General features: G+C 64.1%; 15 protein-coding genes. 5 read left to right on the top strand and 10 right to left on the bottom strand.

Translation table 11 applies throughout. The features are described from left to right. Positions 1-57: 57 nt before the first annotated feature. The 10 genes from kdpE to P3T21_RS21445 form a co-directional block, all read right to left on the bottom strand. A complete protein-coding gene (gene kdpE / locus P3T21_RS21490; protein ID WP_429257962.1) occupies positions 58-756 on the bottom strand; it encodes a two-component system response regulator KdpE in 699 nt (232 codons plus the stop codon). Then, positions 749-3,700 carry a DUF4118 domain-containing protein gene (locus P3T21_RS21485; protein ID WP_429257961.1) on the bottom strand — a complete coding sequence of 984 codons (2,952 nt, stop codon included), beginning with the start codon at positions 3,698-3,700 and terminating at the stop codon, positions 749-751. Before P3T21_RS21485 ends, kdpE begins: the two co-directional genes overlap by 8 nt. Before the next feature lie 169 nt (positions 3,701-3,869). Beyond that, on the bottom strand, positions 3,870-4,448 hold the full coding sequence (gene kdpC / locus P3T21_RS21480; RefSeq protein ID WP_429257960.1) for a potassium-transporting ATPase subunit KdpC: 579 nt from the start codon (positions 4,446-4,448) through the stop codon (positions 3,870-3,872). A gap of 30 nt (positions 4,449-4,478) precedes the next feature. Next, positions 4,479-6,590 (bottom strand): potassium-transporting ATPase subunit KdpB, encoded by a 2,112-nt coding sequence (kdpB, locus tag P3T21_RS21475; RefSeq protein ID WP_429257959.1) that lies wholly within the window; start codon positions 6,588-6,590, stop codon positions 4,479-4,481. Between the two features lie 33 nt (positions 6,591-6,623). Further along, positions 6,624-8,429, bottom strand: coding sequence for a potassium-transporting ATPase subunit KdpA (kdpA, locus tag P3T21_RS21470; protein WP_429257958.1), 1,806 nt, complete (start codon positions 8,427-8,429; stop codon positions 6,624-6,626). After that, a complete protein-coding gene (kdpF, locus tag P3T21_RS21465; protein WP_429257957.1) occupies positions 8,426-8,518 on the bottom strand; it encodes a K(+)-transporting ATPase subunit F in 93 nt (30 codons plus the stop codon). Before kdpF ends, kdpA begins: the two co-directional genes overlap by 4 nt. Continuing rightward, complete coding sequence (locus tag P3T21_RS21460; RefSeq protein WP_429257956.1) at positions 8,515-8,628, bottom strand: potassium ABC transporter ATPase; 114 nt, start codon at positions 8,626-8,628, stop codon at positions 8,515-8,517. The genes kdpF and P3T21_RS21460 overlap by 4 nt, the downstream gene beginning before the upstream one ends. A 197-nt stretch (positions 8,629-8,825) precedes the next feature. After that, positions 8,826-9,800, bottom strand: coding sequence for a quinone oxidoreductase family protein (locus tag P3T21_RS21455; protein WP_429257955.1), 975 nt, complete (start codon positions 9,798-9,800; stop codon positions 8,826-8,828). Positions 9,801-9,851: 51 nt separating this feature from the next. Further along, positions 9,852-10,241 carry a methylglyoxal synthase gene (locus P3T21_RS21450; RefSeq protein ID WP_429257954.1) on the bottom strand — a complete coding sequence of 130 codons (390 nt, stop codon included), beginning with the start codon at positions 10,239-10,241 and terminating at the stop codon, positions 9,852-9,854. A 75-nt stretch (positions 10,242-10,316) separates the two neighbouring features. Further along, entirely contained in the window at positions 10,317-11,096 is a 780-nt protein-coding gene (locus P3T21_RS21445) for an SDR family oxidoreductase (protein ID WP_429257953.1), read from the bottom strand. A 272-nt stretch (positions 11,097-11,368) separates the two neighbouring features. Here P3T21_RS21445 and upp point away from each other — a divergent pair, with 272 nt between their 5' ends. The 5 genes from upp (at position 11,369) to P3T21_RS21420 (ending at position 16,474) form a co-directional block, all read left to right on the top strand. Next, a complete protein-coding gene (gene upp, locus P3T21_RS21440) occupies positions 11,369-12,019 on the top strand; it encodes a uracil phosphoribosyltransferase (RefSeq protein WP_429257952.1) in 651 nt (216 codons plus the stop codon). Between the two features lie 324 nt (positions 12,020-12,343). Further along, positions 12,344-13,072: a YebC/PmpR family DNA-binding transcriptional regulator gene (locus P3T21_RS21435; protein ID WP_429257951.1), complete on the top strand. Its 729-nt coding sequence runs from the start codon at positions 12,344-12,346 to the stop codon at positions 13,070-13,072. Positions 13,073-13,274: 202 nt separating this feature from the next. Further along, complete coding sequence (purD, locus tag P3T21_RS21430) at positions 13,275-14,549, top strand: phosphoribosylamine--glycine ligase (protein WP_429257950.1); 1,275 nt, start codon at positions 13,275-13,277, stop codon at positions 14,547-14,549. 232 nt (positions 14,550-14,781) lie between these two features. After that, complete coding sequence (gene hemF / locus P3T21_RS21425) at positions 14,782-15,705, top strand: oxygen-dependent coproporphyrinogen oxidase (protein ID WP_429257949.1); 924 nt, start codon at positions 14,782-14,784, stop codon at positions 15,703-15,705. Between the two features lie 25 nt (positions 15,706-15,730). Then, on the top strand, positions 15,731-16,474 hold the full coding sequence (locus tag P3T21_RS21420) for a nicotinate-nucleotide adenylyltransferase (RefSeq protein WP_429258034.1): 744 nt from the start codon (positions 15,731-15,733) through the stop codon (positions 16,472-16,474).

Raw genomic sequence — 16,474 nt, 5'->3', positions numbered from 1 at the left:
GTAATTATATCAAGATGAATCTGACCGTGCAGGTCCGGTATATCCAGAAACATATGATCAGCTGGCGCCGACCAGCCGGTAGCCCACACCCGTTTCCGTCACGATATGTTCGGGCTGGGCCGGGTCGCGCTCCAGTTTCTGCCGCAGATGCGCCATGTAGATGCGCAGATAGTGATGACTTTCGACGTGCGACGGCCCCCACACATCGCGCAGCAACTGGCGATGCGTCAGCACGCGGCCGGCGTGGCGCACGAGCGTTGCCAGCAGGCGGTATTCGAGCGGCGTCAGGTGGACCGGCGCACCCTCGCGTGTGACCTGACGCAATGCCAGATCGACCGTGATCTCGCCGAAATGGATCTGCGGTGATTCGTTCGCGCCGCCGTGATTGCGCCGGCGCATGTGGGCGCGAATCCGCGCGAGCAGTTCCGATACACCGAATGGCTTCGTCAGGTAATCGTCGGCGCCCGCGTCGAGGGCGGCGACTTTTTCGCTTTCCTGCGTACGCGCCGACAGCACGATGATCGGCAGTTCGCTCCAGCCGCGCAGTTCGCGGATCACGTCGAGGCCGTCCGTGTCCGGCAGGCCGAGGTCGACGATCACCAGATCGGGTTTGCGCGTGGCCGCTTCCACGAGCCCCTGCTTGCCAGTCTCCGCGTCATAGACCGCCATGCCCTCGCCTTCCAGCGACGTGCGCACGAACCGGCGGATCTGCTTTTCGTCTTCGATCAGGACGACGGTGATGCTCGGGTCACTCATGGGCGGGCTTTGGAGTCGGCTTGGGTTCGGCCGCGGTTTCGTGCGCAATGGTGGACTGTGACACGGCTGATGCGCTCGCGGGCGGCGTGCCTTTCGATGTCTTCAATGCGGCTTCGTCTTCGATCACGTCAGGCGCATTGAACGATTCAAGCGATTCAAGCGATTCAAGTGACTCCAGCGCATCCGTTCCTTCGGGCGACGGCGGCGGCGTTTCAACCGGCAGCGTGAACCAGAAGCGCGCGCCTTCGATCCGTCCGTCGGACGCCACGCGATTGAACGCGCCGATTGTACCGCCGTGCGCATCGACGATCGCACGGCAGATTGCAAGGCCGAGCCCGATGCCCGGCTTCGCCGATTCCTTCTCGCCGCGCGTGAATTTCTCGAACACGCGCGCTTCCATGCCGGCCGGCAAACCGGGGCCGGCGTCGTCGACGCTCACGCGCACGAACGGTTTACCGTCTTCTTCGATGCGCTCGGCGCCGATCGCGAGCGGCGTATCCAGAGGCGCGTATTTCGCGGCGTTTTCGAACAGGTTCGAAAAGAGACGCTCCATCAACACGGCATCGAGTTGAAGCAACGGCAGATCGAGCGGCAACTTCACCTGCACCGGATGCCGCGCCAGCACGCGACGACACGCACGCAGCGCGGCACCGACCGTCTCTTCGAGCAGCGACCATTGACGGTTCAGCTGCAGCCCGCCCGCCTGGAGCCGCGCCATGTCGAGCAGATTCGTGACGATGCCGGTCATCCGCAGCGCTTCTTCGTGAATCGATTCCACGAGGTCATCGCCCGGTTTCGGCTCGACGTTCGATTCACGCGACTGCGCCAGCATCGACGAAAAACCGACGATGGCCGTGAGCGGCGTGCGCAGATCGTGCGAGATCGCCGACAGCAGTGAATTGCGCAGGCGCTCCGATTCCATGTTCACCAGCGCATCGCGTGCGATGTCGACGTAATGCACGCGTTCGAGCGCCAGCGCAATCTGGGCGGCGAACGCGTCGAGCATGCGCTGCTGTTCAGGCACGTCGAGTTCACGCTCGTCGTGCGTCACGACGGCGAGCACGCCACGCGTGCGCATCGGCGCTTTCAACGGCAGATACAGCGCCGTGGCCGCCGGCAACGTATCGGTGCCGTGGCCGGCCGGCTTCTGCTGGTCGTAGACCCACTGCCCGACGTCGATATCGAGCGCGGCGCCCTCCAGCGTGATGGCGGCGTCGGTTTCCTCGATCTTCTGCTTCACCTGATCGGCGCTGTCCGGCAGCAGGATCGCGACACGCGCCCGGAACACGTCGCTCACGTGCCGGCTACCGATGCCGACGATCTGTTCCGTCGCAAGCGCGGCGGCGAGCTCGCGCGCCATCTCGTACATCGCGCCCGTGCGCTGCTCGCGCCGCCGCGCCACACTCGCCTCGCGCCGCAGGCTCGACGTCAGATGGCTGATCACGAGCGACGTCAGCAGCATGCCGAAGAACGTCAGCAGATATTGCGTATCCGTCACGGACAGCGACATGCGCGGCGGCACAAAGAAGAAATCGAACGCAGCCACACTCAGGAACGACAGCACGACGCCCGGGCCGCGGCCCAGTTTCGCCGCCGCGAAAATCACGCCGAGCAGATACAGCATGACGAGGTTCGTCAGATCGATGCGATTCTCAAGCTGGCTCGCGACCAGCGTGATGACCGCGCAGATCGCCAGCGCCCACCCATACGCAGCCGGCGGCGAGCGTCGCTCGCGGGCCGCGCTCAATGCGTCGCGCCAGGCGCTTGCGCCGGCATCGAGCGGTCTGCGACGTTCGCTTCCAGCGCTCTCGCTCGCCGCACGGATCAACGTCAGATCGAGATCGCCCGCGCGTTCCGCAATCCGGTCACCCAGCGGCCGACGGATCCAGCGTGTGAATCCCGAGCGCGACGAAGCGCCCGCAACCAGCTTCGACACGTTACGCACGCGTGCATAGCCAATCAGCGCAGCGACGGCATCGTTACCGGCGAGCGTCGCGGTTTCCGCGCCCATCTCCGCGGCAAGCTTCAACGCGTTGAGCGTGCGTTCGCGGCGCGCATCGGGCAGGCGTTGCAGCTTCGGCGTTTCCACATAGACGGCGATCCAGTCGGCCCTGAGGCTGGCGGCGAGACGCGCGGCGCCGCGCACGAGCGTCGGCGCTTCCGGTCCCGGCCCGACGCAGACAAGTAGCCGTTCGCGCGCCTGCCAGATGCGCTGGATCGAACGGTCGGCGCGATACTCGCGCATCTGCGCATCGACGCGATCCGCCGTGCGCCGCAACGCCAGTTCGCGCAACGCGATCAGGTTGCCCTTGCGAAAGAAATTGCGCACCGCGCGCTCGGCCTGCTGCGGCAGATACACCTTGCCGTCACGCATCCGGTCGAGCAGTTCTTCGGCGGGCAGATCGACAAGCGTCACTTCGTCGGCGCCATCGAACACGCGGTCGGGCACTGTCTCCCACACGCGGATGCCGGTAATCGCGCCCACCACATCGTTGAGGCTTTCCAGATGCTGGACGTTGACTGTCGTGTAGACATCGATGCCGGCATCGAGCAGTTCGTGGACATCCTGCCAGCGCTTCAGATGCCGTGCGCCCGGTACGTTCGAATGCGCGAGTTCGTCGACGAGGATCAGTTGCGGTTTGCGGGCGATCGCAGCGTCCAGATCGAATTCGCCGAGCTTGCGGCCACGATATTCGATGGGCGCGAGCGGCAGCACATCGAGGCCATCGAGCAGCGCCGCGGTCTCCGTGCGCCCGTGCGTCTCCGCAATGCCCACGACCACATCGACGCCTTCGTCGGCGCGGCGGCGCGCGGCCTGCAACATCGCATACGTTTTCCCCACGCCCGCCGACGCGCCGAAGAAAATCTTCAGCTTGCCGCGCAGGCTTCTGGCTTCCTCGCGTTGCAGCTTGTCGAGGAGCGCGTCGGGATCGGGTCGGTTCATGCGTGGTCGTTTTAATGTTGCCGCCGCGGCGTGCGCGCGAACGGCGGGTCATCCGTGCATGGTCGCACGCCGGCAAGACAACTGCAATTTGAGGGCTTTCAGTGGGAAAGACAAAAGGCGGCGCCGCAGCGCCGCCCCCACCTGCACCTGCACGCCTCTCGTCAAAACCTTATCCGTGATGCTCAGCGTCGAGCGCGAGATTCAATTGCAGCACGTTCACGCGCGCCTCGCCCAGGATGCCGAACTGACGGCCACTTGTATAACGGTCCACCAGCGCCTGCACGTCGTTCACATTCATCTTGCGCGCTTTCGCGACGCGGTCGATCTGATACGCCGCCGCAGCCGGGCTGATCTCAGGATCGAGACCGCTGCCCGACGACGTCACCAGATCGACCGGCACCGGCTGCGACATGTCGGTACCGGCCGCCTTCAGTGCATCGATGCGGCCCTTGACTTCATCGGTGAGCGCCGGGTTGAGCGGGCCGAGATTGGAGCCGGACGAACCCTGCGCGTTGTACGGCATCGGCGACGTTGCCGACAGACGGCCCCAGAAGTACTGCGGCGCATCGAACTGCTGGCCGATCAGCTTCGAGCCGACCACCTTTCCGTTCGCCTCGACGAGACTGCCGTTGGCCTGATCGTTGAACGCAGCCTGCCCCACCGCGGTCATGACAGCGGGATAAGCGAGACCCGTGACCGCGGTGAGTACGGCAAAGATCACGATCAGCGGACGAAATAACGATTTCATGATGAGTAATTCCCTTTAGACCGGGTCTGGTTAAACCCAGCCGAATGCGTTCAGAACCATGTCGATCAGCTTGATGAACGGGAACGGCAGCAGGATGCCGCCCAGCCCGTACACCAGCAGATTGCGGCGCAGCAGCGACGCGGCGCCAAGCGGCCGGTACTTCACGCCTTTGAGCGCAAGCGGAATCAGCGCAACGATGATCAGCGCGTTGAAAATCACCGCTGAAAGAATGGCCGACGACGGCGAGCTCAAATGCATCACGTCGAGCACCCGCAGTTGCGGATACGTCGTTGCAAACGCGGCCGGGATGATCGCGAAGTACTTGGCGACGTCGTTGGCAATCGAGAACGTCGTGAGCGAACCGCGCGTCATCAGCATCTGCTTGCCGATTTCAACGATCTCGATCAGCTTGGTCGGATTCGAATCGAGGTCGACCATGTTGCCGGCTTCCTTCGCGGCCTGCGTGCCGGTGTTCATCGCCACCGCGACGTCGGCCTGCGCGAGCGCCGGGGCGTCGTTGGTGCCGTCGCCGGTCATCGCGACAAGACGCCCTTCGGCCTGGTGCGCGCGGATCGTCGACAGCTTCGCTTCCGGCGTGGCTTCGGCGAGGAAATCGTCGACGCCCGCTTCGGCTGCGATGGCCGCGGCGGTCAGACGATTGTCGCCGGTCACCATCACCGTCTTGATGCCCATCTTGCGCAGTTCGGCAAAGCGTTCCTTGATGCCGCCCTTCACCACGTCCTTCAGTTCGATCACGCCCAGCACGCGTGCAGCGCCTTCGACCTGTTCGGCAACGACGAGCGGCGTGCTGCCACGGCGTGCAACTTCGGCGACGGCGTTGCTGACTTCAGTCGGATAACGGCCGCCATGGGCTTCGACGTAGTGCTTGATGGCATCGGCGGCGCCCTTGCGGATCTCGCGGCCCGGCGCCCCGGAGGAAGTCCCCGTGGGGGACAGGTCGACACCGCTCATCCGGGTCTGCGCGCTGAACGAGAGAAACACCGGATGCAGCGTTGCCAGGTCGCGCTGGCGGATGTTGAAGCGCTGTTTCGCGAGCACGACGATGCTGCGGCCTTCCGGCGTTTCGTCGGAAAGCGACGACAGTTGCGCGGCATCTGCGAGCGCTTCTTCCGTCACACCCGGCGCAGGCAGGAACAGCGACGCCTGACGGTTGCCCAGCGTGATCGTGCCGGTCTTGTCGAGCAGCAGCACGTCGACGTCGCCGGCGGCTTCCACCGCGCGGCCCGAGGTGGCGATCACGTTGGCCTGCATCATGCGGCTCATGCCGGCCACGCCGATCGCGGACAACAGACCGCCGATGGTGGTCGGGATCAGGCACACCAGCAGCGCGACCAGCGCCGTAATCGTCACCACGTGACCCATCTTCGCGGCTTCGACGGAGAACATCGAGAACGGCAGCAGCGTCGCGGTGGCGAGCAGCATCACGATCGTCAGCGCGACGAGCAGGATCGTCAGGGCGATTTCGTTCGGCGTCTTCTGACGCTTTGCGCCTTCGACCATCGCGATCATGCGGTCGAGGAACGCCTCACCCGGATTCGCGGTGACACGCACGACGATCCAGTCCGACAGCACGCGCGTGCCGCCCGTCACCGACGAGAAGTCGCCGCCCGACTCGCGGATCACCGGTGCGGATTCGCCCGTGATCGCCGATTCGTCGACCGATGCGACGCCTTCGATCACTTCGCCATCGGCCGGAATCACGTCGCCGGTTTCGACCAGCACGACGTCTCCGCGGCGCAGATCGGTAGCCGTCATGATGCGGATCGGCGACTTCGGATGCGGCTCGTTGAGCTTCTTCGCCATCACGTCTTTCTTCGCGCTACGCAGCGACGCGGCCTGGGCCTTCGAACGGCCTTCAGCCAGCGCCTCCGCGAAGTTCGCGAACAGCACCGTGAACCACAGCCACAGCGTGATCGCGAGAATGAAGCCCGCGGGCGCCTCGGCCTCGCCGGCTAGCGCGGCGATCCAGAGGATCGTCGTCAGGATGCTGCCGACGTACACACAAAACATCACGGGGTTGCGGAACTGCGTGCGCGGCGTGAGTTTTCTGAAAGAGTCCGCGATCGCCGGGCGCACCAGCGCCGGGTCGAACATGGACCGGGTTGCAGAATGGTCAGTCATTTTCTTTTGTCCGAATTCCAGTGAAATGCCACATCAATGGCCGACGATCATCATCAGATGTTCGACACCGGGCCCGAGCGCAAGGGCAGGCACATACGTCAGCGCGCCTACCAGCAGCACGGTGCCCAGCAGCAGGACCACGAACAGCGGACCGTGCGTCGGCAGCGTGCCGCCCGTTACGGCGATGCGCTTCTTCGCGGCGAGCGAACCGGCAATCGCCAGCACCGGCACGATCGAGCCGAAGCGGCCAAACCACATCGCGATACCGAGGAGCCAGTTGTAGAACGGCGTGCTCACAGTCAGGCCAGCGAATGCGCTGCCGTTGTTGTTCGCAGCGGAACTGAACGCGTAGAGGATTTCGGAGAAACCGTGCGCACCGGGGTTCGCGATACCGGCCCTGCCTGCATCCGTGAGCACCGCGATCGAGGTGCCGACGAGCACGAGCAGCGGCGTCAGCAGCACGACGATCGACACCATCTTCATCTCGTACGATTCGATCTTCTTGCCGACGTATTCCGGCGTGCGGCCGATCATCAGCCCCGCGACGAACACGGCGAGCAGCGCGAATACGAGCATCCCGTATAGACCGGAACCGACGCCACCGAAGATCACTTCGCCGAGCTGGATCAGCAGCATCGGAATCAGGCCGCCGAGCGGTGTCAGTGAATCGTGCATGGTGTTGACCGCACCGCACGAAGCCGCGGTCGTGGCCACTGTAAAGATGCCGGACTGCGCGATACCGAAGCGTGTTTCCTTGCCTTCCATATTGCCGCCCGCCTGCAGCGCGCTGGCCGACTGGTCGACGTGCAATGCAGTCAACGCCGGATTGCCGCTCTGTTCAGAGCCGATTTCACCGGCCACGCAGACAGCAAACGCGATCGCCATCACGGCGAGCACGGCGATGCCCTGCTTGCGGTCCGCGATCATCTGTCCGAACACGAGACACAGCGACGCCGGAATCAGCAGCATCGAGAAGATCTGCAGGAAGTTGGCGAACGGCGTCGGGTTTTCATACGGATGCGCCGAGTTGCCGTTGAAGAAGCCGCCACCGTTCGTGCCGAGCATCTTGATCGCTTCCTGCGAAGCCACCGGACCCATGGCGATGGTCTGCGTCTTCACCGGCGTATCGACCGTGACCGGATTACCCTTCGCGTCCTTCACCGGATTGCCTTGCGCGTCGAGCTTCGGCGCGGCGTAGGTCGTGGTTTGCAGCGTCGGCACGTCCTGATACGACTTGAAGTTCTGGATCACGCCCTGGCTCATGAACAGCCCGGCGATCACGATCGACATCGGCAGGAGCACGTACATCGTGACCCGCGTGATATCGACCCAGAAGTTGCCGATGGTCTGCGCCGTATGCCGCGCGAAACCGCGGATCAACGCGATCACCACGACGATGCCCGTTGCCGCAGACAGGAAGTTCTGCACCGTGAAGCCGAGCATCTGCGCGAGATAGCCAACGGTCTGTTCCGGCGAGTAATCCTGCCAGTTCGTGTTAGTGACAAAGCTGACGGCCGTGTTGAACGCGCCGTCGGCGGTCATCGCGCTGAACTGCTGCGGATTGCCCGGCAACCAGCCCTGCACGCGCAGCAGCAGGTACAGGAATGCGACGCCGAACACGTTGAACGCGAGCGTTGCGATCGCGTAATGTTTCCAGCTCATTTCCGTCGACGGATCGACGCCCGCGATGCGATACAGCAACCGCTCGATCGGACCGCCGAAACGCACGGCGCGCGAGGTGCCATCCATCACCTTCGTGATGTAGCGCGAGACGGGCACGGCCGCGGCCAGCAGGACGACGAGAAAGAGGACGCTTTGCAGGACATTGTTCGAGTTCATTCAATGTCCTCCGCGCGCAGCAGCGCATAGACGAGATAGGCGAACAGCAACGCTGTTGCCGTGCCCGAAAGCCACAGGATCCAGGTCATGAGCGCACTCCCTGGCCACGGCGGAACTGCATCAACTTCTCGCAGCCGGCGATCAATGCAAAGGTCAGCGCTGAGAAAAGCACCAGGCCCCCGATGTACAGCACATCCATTTAGAATTCTCCATGTACGGACTTTGGATGGCTGCCAAGATATGCCGATCGGCGTAAAGGACGGGTCAAAGCTGTCAGTCGTCGTATAAAAAACGCGTAAACGTACAAAGGCCGCGCCCGGTTTCCGGGGCGCGGCCTTTGTGCGTTCTGCTTTTACTGCTTCTTACTGCTTTGTCGCGTATGTCACATACGTTACGTCAAGGCAGCAAAACCGTCGAACCCGTCGTGCGCCGGCCTTCGAGATCGGCGTGCGCCTTTGCCACATCAGGCAACGCGTAACGCTGGTTCACGCTCGTCTTCACCTTGCCCGTCACGAGCACATCGAAGAGTTCCGCGGCCATTGCGTCATAGTCGGCGCGCTTGCCGATGTACGTAAAGAGTGTCGGCCGTGTGAAGAACAGCGAACCCCGTCCGGCGAATTCGGACGAATCGATCGGCGGCAGCGGTCCCGATGCGTTGCCGAAGCTCACGAACATCCCAAGTGGCGCGAGGCAGTCGAGCGAGGCCGTAAACGTGTCCTTGCCGATCGAATCGTAGACGACCGGCACGCCCGCGCCGTTCGTGATCTCGCGCACGCGCTTCGTGAAGTTCTCGCGTGTGTAGACGATCGGATGATCGCAGCCGTGCGCTTTCGCGATTTCCGCTTTTTCGTCGGAGCCGACCGTGCCGATCACCGTCGCGCCCAGCGCTTTCGCCCACTGGCATGCAAGCAGACCAACGCCGCCCGCAGCAGCCTGGATCAGGATCGTGTCACCGGCTTTCACCGGGTACGTGCGCCGCAAAAGATACTGCGCGGTCAGGCCTTGCAGCATGACCGATGCGGCGTCTTCATAGCTGATCGCGTCCGGCAGCTTCACGACCTGCGCGGCGGGCAGCACGCGCTCCTGCGCATATGCGCCTGGTGGACGCGCGACGTAGGCAACACGGTCGCCCGCCTTCACGTCCTTCACGCCCGCGCCGACTTCCGTCACCTCGCCCGCGGCTTCCATGCCGAGGCCACCCGGCAGCGGCAGCGGATACAGGCCCGTACGGAAGTAGATGTCGATGTAGTTGAGGCCGACCGCATGCTGCTTGATACGGATCTCGCCCTCGCCCGGCTTGCCCACCTCGACGTCGACCCACTTCATCACTTCCGGGCCGCCCGTCTTGTCGAATCGGATCGCTTTGGCCATGCTGTCTCCTGATGTTGCGATTTACCTGAAAATTGTCCGGGAAAGACGGCGTCAGATCTTCTGCGTGAGACGCAGCGTCAGCACGTCGAGAATCATCCGCGCGGTCGAGATGTTCGTTGCGCACGGGATGTTGTGCACGTCGCAGGCGCGCACCAGCGCGTTGATATCGGGTTCGTGCGGCTGCGGCGTCATGGGGTCGCGCAGGAAGATCACCATGTCGACCTTGCCTTCGGCGAGCTGCGCGCCGATCTGCAGGTCGCCGCCGTGCGGGCCCGACAGCATCCGCTCGACCGTCAGACCGTGCGCCGCGGCGATGCGCGAGCCGGTCGTGCCTGTCGCGACGAGTTCGCAACGCGCGAGCGTATCGACGTATTCGCCGGCGAGCTGGACGATGTCATCCTTCTTGTGATCGTGCGCGATCAGCGCGACGCGGGTTGTCATGAAGCGATACTCCTCAGTGTGTTGTTATGGTTGGGTGTTGCTTCGACAGCCTTGAACAGCGACAGCGGCGGTTTTCTAGAACGTGCCCGGATAGGCGCCGCCGTCGATCAGCCAGTTCTGGCCGGTAATGTAACCGGCATGGGTGCTGCACAGGAACGCGCAGGCGCGGCCGAATTCGTCGGACGTGCCGAAGCGCCCCACGGGAATCGCCGCCATCCGGCGCTTGCGCGATTCTTCGATCGAGATGTCATGCGCCTTAGCCTGCGCCTCGATCGTCGTGACGATGCGGTCGGTATCGAACATGCCCGGCAGCAGATTGTTGATCGTCACGCCCTGCGGCGCGACCTTGCGCGCGAGGCCCGCGACGAAGCCCGTCAGCCCCGAGCGCGCGCCGTTCGACAGTCCGAGCACGTCGATCGGCGCCTTGACCGCCGAGCTCGTGATATTGACGATGCGTCCAAAATTGCGGCCGATCATGCCGTCGATCGTCGCGCGCATCAGTTCGATCGGCGTCAGCATGTTGGCTTCGAGCGCGCGAATCCAGTCTTCGTGTGTGAACTGGCGGAAGTCGCCCGACGGCGGGCCGCCCGCGTTGTTGACGAGGATATCCGGCTGCGGACACGCGGCGATTGCCACGGCGCGGCCTTCGGCCGTGGTGATGTCGCAGGCGACCGCTTTGACCTCGACGCCCGTGTTCTTGCGGATGTCGGCGGCTGTGGCTTCGAGCGTCGCCGCCGTGCGCGCGACGATCACCAGGTTCACGCCTTCGGCGGCGAGCGCTTCGGCGCAGCCGCGCCCGAGACCCTTGCTCGCCGCGCACACCAGCGCGGTCCGTCCTGCGATGCCCATGTCCATGTGCGTGTCCTTTCTGTTCAGTGTGGGAAATGGAATGATGGTTTTGCCAGGGCCGGCGCGCCGCGTCTGCCTCGTGTAGCACCCATCGCGCCGTACTGATGCCCCGATTCTAGAAGAATCGCGGGCGCGCTGCCGGGGCTTGCCTCGCAATCTCCGGTATCTTCCGGCGACACTTTCGGTAAACTTGCAGCCGTGGTGCGCGCGGCCGGCCGGTTTTCCGGCGCCGCAGACGTGCCAGCCGATCCCTCTTGCCGCCGCTTGCGCCCACAGCCATGACACAGGACAGCCGTTTTCCCAATCTTTTCATCCTCGATCACCCGCTGATCCAGCACAAGCTGTCGCATATGCGCGACCGGGACACATCGACACGCACGTTCCGCGAGCTGCTGCGCGAGATTACGCTGCTGATGGGCTACGAAATCACCCGCAACCTGCCGATGACGACGCGCCCGGTCTCGACGCCGCTGGTCGACATCGACGCGCCGGTGATCGCCGGCAAGAAGCTGGCGATCGTGCCGGTGCTGCGGGCGGGCATCGGCATGTCGGACGGGCTGCTGGAACTGATTCCGTCGGCGCGCGTCGGCCATATCGGCGTGTACCGGGCGGACGATCACCGGCCGGTCGAATATCTGGTGCGCCTGCCGGATCTGGAAGACCGGATCTTCATCCTGTGCGATCCGATGGTCGCGACCGGCAATTCGGCGGTGCACGCGGTCGATGTGCTCAAGCGCCGCAACGTGCCGGGCGAAAACATCATGTTCCTCGCGCTGGTGGCCGCGCCGGAGGGCGTCCAGGTGTTCCAGGACGCGCATCCGGACGTGAAGCTGTATGTCGCTTCGCTGGATTCGCATCTGAACGAGCACGCGTACATCGTGCCCGGTCTGGGCGATGCCGGCGACCGGTTGTTTGGGACGAAGAACTGAGGGTTGGCGCCGGCGTCAGGCCGGCACCACGGAAAACCCGAGGCGCCTGCCCAGCGCCGCGAACGCCGATGCGACCGGGTCGATCTTCGTCCTCTGCGCGCCGGGGGTTTGACGGCATTTCCCCGTCCTTACCCCCTGCCGCCTCGCGCCGGCATGATAAAATTCGAATCCGCTCATCACGCGGCGCGAACCGGCCCCGAACCGGCCTCGAACCTCTCGCGTACCTGTGAAGCGCGCCTCGCGCGTGCGTGATCAAGCAGCGAAAACGCATCGACAAATCGGATTAATGCGTGCGCCCGTCCGGCGCATGCGACGGAGAAAGTAATGGCGGGTCATTCGAAATGGGCCAACATCAAGCATAAGAAAGCGGCGACCGATGCCAAACGCGGCAAGATCTGGACGCGGCTGATCAAGGAAATTCAGGTCGCAGCCCGCATGGGCGGCGGCGATGCCGACACGAATCCGCGTCTGCGGCTCGCTGTCGACAAGGCGTACGACGCCAACATGCCGAAGGACAACATCAACCGCGCGATCCAGCGTGGCGTGGGTGGCGTCGACGGCGCAAACTACGAAGAAATCCGCTACGAAGGCTACGGCATCGGCGGCGCGGCGATCATTGTCGATACGATGACCGACAACCGCACGCGCACCGTCGCGGAAGTTCGCCACGCGTTCTCGAAGTTCGGCGGCAACATGGGCACGGACGGCTCGGTGTCGTTCATGTTCGATCACGTCGGCCAGTTCCTGTTCGCACCCGGCACGCCGGAAGACAAGTTGATGGAAGCCGCGCTCGAAGCCGGCGCCGATGATGTCGTCACGAACGAAGACGGCAGCATCGAAGTCGTCTGCCCGGCAAACGATTTCCCGAAGGTGAAGGCTGCACTGGAAGCCGCCGGCTTCAAGGCAGAAGTCGCTGAAGTCACGATGAAGCCGCAGACGGAAGTCGAATTCACCGGCGACGACGCGGCAAAAATGCAGAAACTGCTCGACGCCCTGGAAAATCTGGACGACGTGCAGGAAGTCTATACAAACGCAGCCATCGCCGACGAATGAGCGTGGTGCGCGGCACAGCCGGCCGGGCGCCCTCTGCGCGCCGCCCGCCGGCGCCGCGCCCGCGCTGTGCGAGGCTGCTGTGCGATGCGCCGCCCGGTTCGCGCGCGTCCTGCAGCGGTTGCGTTGAGTGCAGTTATTGCGGCAAACCACGGCTGACGCAGGCGCGTCGGCCGTCACTGTTTTTTAGTCTTCGGGGAATCACATGAAGTTACTCGTCGTCGGGTCCGGCGGTCGCGAACACGCGCTCGCATGGAAGCTCGCGCAGTCGCCGCGCGTTCAGCTTGTCTACGTTGCCCCGGGCAACGGCGGCACCGCGCAGGACGAGCGTCTGCGCAACGTCGATATCACCGATCTGAACGAGCTTGCGGATTTCGTCGAGAAAGAACAGATCGCCTTCACGCTGGTCGGGCCGGAAACGCCGCTCGCCGCAGGCATCGTGAATCTGTTCCGCTCGCGTGGTCTGAAGATTTTCGGGCCGTCGAGGGAAGCTGCGCAGCTCGAAAGCTCGAAGGATTTCGCGAAGGGCTTCATGAAGCGTCACGCGATTCCGACCGCCGAATACGAAACCTTCGCCGATGTCGCCGCCGCGCACGCGTATCTGGATTCGAAGGGCGCGCCGATCGTCATCAAGGCGGACGGCCTCGCCGCCGGCAAGGGCGTCGTGGTCGCGACCACGCTTGAAGAGGCGCACACCGCCGTCGACATGATGCTGTCGGACAACAAGCTCGGCGATGCCGGCGCGCGCGTCGTGATCGAAGAATTCCTGGAAGGCGAGGAAGCGAGCTTCATCGTGATGGTCGACGGCAAGCACGTGCTGGCGCTCGCATCGAGCCAGGATCACAAGCGTCTCTTGGACGCCGATCAGGGCCCGAACACGGGCGGCATGGGCGCGTACTCGCCCGCGCCGATCGTCACGCCGCAACTGCATGCTCGCGTGATGCGCGAGATCATTCTGCCGACCGTGCGTGGGATGGAAAGGGAAGGCATCCGCTTTACCGGCTTCCTGTACGCCGGCCTGATGATCGACGCGCAGGGCAACCCGAAAACGCTCGAATTCAACTGCCGCATGGGCGACCCGGAAACGCAGCCGATCATGGCGCGTCTGAAGGGCGATTTTTCGAAGGTCGTCGAACAGGCGATCGCGGGCACGCTCGATACGGTCGAACTGGAGTGGGATCGCCGGACGGCGCTCGGCGTCGTGCTGGCCGCGCACAACTATCCGGACACGCCGAGGAAGGGCGACCGCATCGGCGACATTCCGCCTGAAGCCGTCGATTCAGTGACGTTCCACGCAGGCACGACACTGAAGGACGGCAAGCTCGTGACGTCGGGCGGGCGCGTGCTGTGTGTGGTGGGCCTCGCGGATTCGGTGCGCAGCGCGCAGTCGGTTGCGTACGAAACGATCAACCAGATCTCGTTCGACGGCATGCAGTACCGTCGCGACATCGGTTATCGCGCGGTCAACCGCAAGCACTGAACCCGCAGCGCAGCATGGCGCTCTTCGCAGGGAACGCTACACTTCGGGGTGTCCCGCGGTGTAGCGGCTTGACCGGTGGCGCTCTCTGCCGCCCGCTGCAAATCGATTCAGGCGGCGCGTCGGGGTGAATTCCCGGGAGAATTTCCGGGTTGGATTTCCGGACGCCCCACCCGCCTCATCACCGCCCATTCATGAACCCGTGGCCTGACTATCCGGCCGCAGATCAACATCCATGACCGATTCAACCTGTGACGTACAGGCCGTCCGCGTGTGGCTTCAGGGCCTGCAGACGCACATCGCCGATACACTCGGCGCTTTCGACGGTACGCCTTTCGCCACCGATACGTGGCAGCGCGCGCCCGGCGAGAAGCTGCGCGGCGGCGGCTGCACGCGGATTCTGGAAGGCGGCAACTTCTTCGAGCGCGCGGGCATCGGTTTTTCGGATGTGGCCGGCGATGCATTGCCGGGCTCGGCCAGCGCGGCACGACCGCAGCTCGCCGGACGCGGTTTTGAAGCGATGGGCGTGTCGCTCGTGCTGCATCCGCACAATCCGTATTGCCCGACCGTGCACATGAACGTGCGTATGCTGATTGCGACGAAACCCGGCGAAGCGCCTGTTTTCTGGTTCGGCGGCGGCATGGACCTGACGCCCTACTACGGCTACGAGGAAGACGCGCGGCATTTTCACCAGGTTTGCCGCGATTCGCTGCAGCCGTACGGCGCGGACCTGTACCCGCGCTTCAAGCAATGGTGCGACGAGTATTTCTTCCTGAAGCACCGCAACGAAACGCGCGGCATCGGCGGGATTTTCTTCGACGACTTCGCTGAACCTGGCTTTGACCGTTCGTTCGAGATGCTGAAAAGCGTCGGCGATGCGTTCCTGAAGGCGTATATGCCGATCATCGAAAAGCGCCGTTCGCAACCGTATGGCAAAGCGGAGCGCGATTTCCAGGCGTACCGACGTGGCCGTTATGTCGAGTTCAACCTGGTCTTCGACCGTGGCACACTGTTTGGGCTACAAAGCGGTGGACGCACCGAATCGATCCTGATATCGATGCCGCCTGTGGTGAACTGGCGCTATAACTGGCAGCCCGAGCCGGGCACGCCGGAAGCGCGCCTGTATTCCGATTTTCTCGTGCCGCGCGAGTGGGTCTGAGCCCGGCCGTCGCCCGCCAGTCAGCCTGAACGCACCGTCACCGTCACGAAAGGACCCGCACCTGAATCCGAACGCTCATCCTGTCGCGCTGCCTCGCCGGATTGGTCTGCTCGGCGGCACCTTCGATCCGATCCACGACGGCCACCTCGCGCTCGCGCGGCGTTTCGCCGACGTGTTGCGTCTGACCGAACTCGTGCTGCTGCCCGCGGGCCAGCCGTGGCAGAAAGCGGACGTGTCGGCGGCCAAACACCGGCTCGCGATGACGCGCGCGGCGTCCCGATCGCTCGTGCTGCCGGGCGTTAAGGTGAGCGTCGCGACCGATGAAATCGAGCACCACGGTCCGACCTACACCGTCGATACGCTGCAACGCTGGCGTGAACGCGAAGGCGCGGACGTCTCGCTGTCGCTCCTGGTCGGCGCCGATCAGCTCGTGCATCTCGACACGTGGCGCGACTGGAAACGGCTCTTCGACTACGCGCACATCTGCGCAGCGACGCGGCCCGGTTTTGAATTGACGACGATCCCGCCAGTGGTGGCCGACGAGATCGCCGCGCGCAAGGCCAGCGCGGAAGTTTTGCAGGGAACCCCCTGCGGCCATCTGCTGATCGATACGACGCTTGCGTTCGACGTTTCGGCCACCGACATCCGCTCGCATCTGCGCGAGCGGCTCCAGCACCACGCGGGCGGCAACATCCTGGACAGCGCAGTCAGCCACGTCCCTGAAGCCGTGTGGGACTATATTCTTCAACATCATCTGTACCATCGGTAA

This window comes from Paraburkholderia sp. GAS334 (genome assembly GCF_050436625.1).
Taxonomy (GTDB): Bacteria; Pseudomonadota; Gammaproteobacteria; order Burkholderiales; family Burkholderiaceae; genus Paraburkholderia.
This window is presented reverse-complemented; position numbering and strand designations above follow the sequence as displayed.